Annotated in this window: 4 protein-coding genes; all 4 read left to right on the forward strand. The window is 65.4% G+C overall.

The features are described 5' to 3' along the window. On the forward strand, positions 1 to 1,078 hold a 1,078-nt coding region (locus ACXJKR_RS26120), incomplete at its 5' end, for a DNA glycosylase AlkZ-like family protein (protein ID WP_457325287.1). 369 nt (positions 1,079 to 1,447) lie between these two features. Next, the gene (locus ACXJKR_RS26125) at positions 1,448 to 2,500 is read left to right on the forward strand and encodes a LacI family DNA-binding transcriptional regulator (RefSeq protein WP_457325288.1); all 1,053 of its coding nucleotides are present in this window, start codon (positions 1,448 to 1,450) and stop codon (positions 2,498 to 2,500) included. 359 nt (positions 2,501 to 2,859) lie between these two features. Then, positions 2,860 to 3,000, forward strand: a complete 141-nt coding sequence (locus ACXJKR_RS26130; RefSeq protein WP_457325289.1) for a hypothetical protein — start codon at positions 2,860 to 2,862, stop codon at positions 2,998 to 3,000. A gap of 18 nt (positions 3,001 to 3,018) precedes the next feature. Continuing rightward, the coding region (locus tag ACXJKR_RS26135; RefSeq protein ID WP_457325290.1) for a hypothetical protein at positions 3,019 to 4,114 on the forward strand (1,096 nt) is incomplete at its 3' end.

Here is a 4,114-nt window from a genome sequence, read left to right on the forward strand (position 1 = left end):
TCTCAGCACCCTGCGCCGCCATGCCGTCGCGCGCAGCTTGTTCACGCCCACCACCCTGGTCAAGGCCGTCGAGAAGCTCGGTGGCTTTGTGCAGGCCGACCCGCTGCGCGCCCCAGCCAGGGCGCAGGACCTGACGCTGCGCCACCGCGTCAAGGACTACCGCGCCGGCGACCTGGAGCGCCGCTACCCGCGCCTGCCGCTGCAGGAAGACTTCTTCATCAACTACGGCTTCGTCACGCCCGAGCTGCGCGCGCTGATGCACCCGCGCACGACGCGTCGTGTGTGGGACAAGCCGCGCTGGAAGCTCGCCAACGCCGTGCTGGCCGAGGTCGAGCGCCTGGGCGAGGCCCATCCCGCCGAGGTCGACGCGGCGCTGGGCCACGGACCGGTGAAGAACTGGTTTGGCGGTAACAGCCGGCTGTCCACCGAGCTGCTGGATGGCCTGCACTACCGCGGCCATCTCGACGTCGTGCGGCGCGACAGCGGCACGCGCGTCTACCGACTCGGTCCGACCTGGGAAGCCCACCCCGACCCGCAGACGGCCATGGACGCGCTGGCCGATGTGCTGGTGCAGAAATACGCCCCCCTGCCGGCCGGCAGCCTGTCCCAGCTCATCCGCATGCTGTTCCACGGCGCCCACCAGTGGCGCGAGCTGGCGCCGGCGACGATCGCCCGCGCGAAGGAACGCCTGGCGCACACGCACATCGGCGGCGTGGATTGGTACTGGCCGGCGAATGAAGACCCGACACGCGGCTGGCGCATCCCCTCGCAGGTGCGACTGCTCGCGCCCTTCGATCCTGTCGTCTGGGACCGCCGCCGTTTCGAGCTGCTGTGGGGCTGGGCCTACCGCTTCGAGGCCTACACGCCAGCGGCCAAGAGGGTGCGCGGCCACTACGCACTGCCGCTGCTGTGGCGCGACCAGGTCGTCGGCTGGGCCAATGCCAGCGTGAAGGGCGGGCGACTGAAAGTGGACTGCGGCTATGTGGCCGGCCGCGCACCCCGCGACGCGGCCTTCAAACCAGCGCTGGAGGTGGAGCGGACGCGGCTGGCGGAGTTCTTGGGGGTCGAGGCCGGCTGATGCGAAGGACGGGTGCTTGACGGGGCGGCTAGCGGCCAGCAACTGACGGTCCCATGTCACGGAAAGCCTCTTCACCAGCAAGTCAGCCTGCAAATGGCGAGGATCGGGCTCTGACCACATAGGTTAACGGCCTTCGTTGACGACCATCAGCCACGAAGACGTCAGGTCCGACAGTGACCACGGTCGGCCGCAAGCTGGCGAAGGTGAGCACAGAGCTGCCTTGGCAGCATTGATTCGACTGAAGGACTCGAGCAGTTCCAGCGGCTCCAGCCAGACGCGATGCTAGAGTGCCTCGCCCCGTCTCCAGCCCCGGAAGTGTCCGCTCCGATACCCCAGCCGTCCAAGCCGCCGAAGAGCCGTCGTCACAAGTTGCCCACGCTTGCTGACGTCGCGCGAGAAGCGGGGGTTTCTAGTGCGGCGGCGTCCTCCGCGCTCAGCGGTGCGAAGGGTTCGACGCGCGTGTCGGTCGAGACGCGTGAACGGGTCCTCGCGGCGGCGGCGCGCTTGAGCTACCGGCCCAACGCGACCGCGCGTGCGCTGACGTTTCAACGCACCAATGCCATCGGCTTCGTCGCCAACATTGCCAATGAGGAGCCCAACCTCTATTTCCTGGAAATTTTCAACGGCGTCGTGCGGGGCGCGACGCAAGCCCAACAGAGCACATCCATCTTTCCGCTCGGCGGCTGGGAAGAAGCGCCCAAGCGCATCCCTGCGTTGTGCGACGGACGCGTCGACGGGCTCGTCGTGCTGGCGCGTCAGCTGGAAGATGACAGCACGACTTGGCTGCCACCGCATACGCCCATGGTCACGATCCACGCTGGCCCGCTATTGCAGGCCCAGGTGAACGTCGAGGCCGACGATGAAGCAGGCGGCTATGCCATTGCACGCCACATGCTCGAGCTTGGCTATCGCCGGATCCTCTGCATGGGTGGTCCGGTGAACGTCAAGGGCGCGGACGTCCGTGTCGATGGCTTCCTGCGCGCCCATGCCGAAGCCGCAGTGGAAGTTGCATCCGACCATCTGATCCGCACGTGGTTCACCGCCGAAGGGGGTAGGCAGGCCATGCGGGAATGGCTGCAACGGCACCGCGGTCAGCCGTTGCCCGAGGCCGTCTGTTGTGGCAGCGACGACATCGCCTTCGGCTCCATCGAGGCGCTGCAGAGCTGCGGGTTGAGCGTTCCTCGGGACATCTCCATTGCAGGCTTCGATGACACCTTGATGGCCCGCGCACTGGGCATGACGACCGTGCGCCAGCCCCTGSTTGAGATAGGTCGTCGTGCGGTCGAGGCCCTGATGCAGCTGATCGAGGCGCAGCGCCGTGGCGAGGCCTACGAGGGCCCTCGCGACATCGTCCTGCCCGTCGAGATCGTCCACAGGCGGACCTTGCCAGGACCGCGGAGCGAGCCGCTGACCATCCCTTGACACGTGCGGAGGTGGCTAGGTTTTCCCCTAGTCAGCTTAACTGGTCGACCAATTTAAGATGCGCGTGCGGCGTGGCCGCACCTTTTTTGAACAGCTGATTAATCGGTTAATTAAGAATTGGTCAACCGATTAGTCAATCCGCAAAAGCAACGAGAGCCGTATGTTCCTGGGCCAGGACGAACACAACAATTTCTCCGAAGGAGTGCTGGCCTGCGCGTTAGTAGGCACGCTCGCCGACGCGCGCGACAGGGCAGCAACCTTCGGCGCTCGACGCTGCCGGGAATCTGCCGGCGGACGCGTGGTCCGACGGTTGTGCTTGGCGCCGAACGGCGGAAGGCGTGCGTTTCCATCTACGCGGTATGACCAAAAGCGTTCTGTTGGACGGTCCGGACCTGGTGCGCGTGGCGGCCTATCTTGTCGTGTCGCCCACCATCCAGCCGAGCCTGGCGGTGGTGGCGAGGCCAAAGCGTGCCGGCCGATTGCTGCCTGCAACTGATTGAACTGAGAGTGATCCGGAAATGAAAACAAAGCACACAACACACAAGACGCTGTTCCACAGCTGGGCAATGATGGCCGTCGCGGCGCTGACCCTGTTCCTTGGCGCGGCAGGCAATAGCTGGGCACAAAAGGCTGAAGGCCTGGCCCTCACCCCGCCCATGGGCTGGAACAGCTGGAACAAATTTGCCTGCGATATCGACGAACGCCTGATCCGCGAGACCGCCGATGCCATGGTCAAGTCAGGCATGAAGGACGCCGGCTACCAGTACGTGAACATTGACGATTGCTGGCAAGGCCAGCGCGACGCCGAGGGCAACATCCAGCCCGACGCCAAGCGCTTCCCATCCGGCATGAAAGCGCTGGCGGACTATGTCCATGGCCAGGGACTCAAGCTGGGTATCTACTCGGATGCCGGCGATGCCACCTGCGGCGGCCGTCCCGGCAGCCGCGGCCACGAATATCAGGATGCGCTGGTCTATGCGCGCTGGGGCATCGACTACGTCAAGTACGACTGGTGCAACACCCCAGGCATGAGCGCCGAACCGGCCTACACCACGATGCGCGACGCGATCGCCAAGACGGGCCGTCCGATGGTGTTCAGCATTTGCGAATGGGGCATGAGCAAGCCGTGGGAGTGGGCCGGCAAGGTCGGGCATCTGTGGCGCACCACGCCCGACATCTACAACTGCTTCGACTGCCAGTTCAATCCCGGTTTCTCGACGGGTCTGGGCGTGCTGCGCATCCTCGACAAGCACGCTGACGCCAACCTGCGCAACTTCGCAGGGCCCGGCCACTGGAACGATATGGACATGCTCGAAGTGGGCAATGGCATGAGCGAGGATGAAGACCGCGCCCATCTGTCGATCTGGGCCATGCTGGCCTCGCCCCTCATCCTGGGCAACGACCTGCGTTCCATGTCCGAGTCGACCCGCCGCATCCTGACCAACCCCGGCGTGATCGCGGTGAGCCAGGACAAGCTGGGTGTGCAGGCGCTCCGCGTTCTGGTCGACGGCCCACTGGAGTTCTATGCCAAGCCGCTCGACGGCGGGGATTGGGCACTGATGTTCCTGAACCGCTCCAACCAGCCTGCCGACGTTCACCATGACTGGAAGAAGC

The organism is Roseateles sp. P5_E11 (assembly GCF_054049355.1).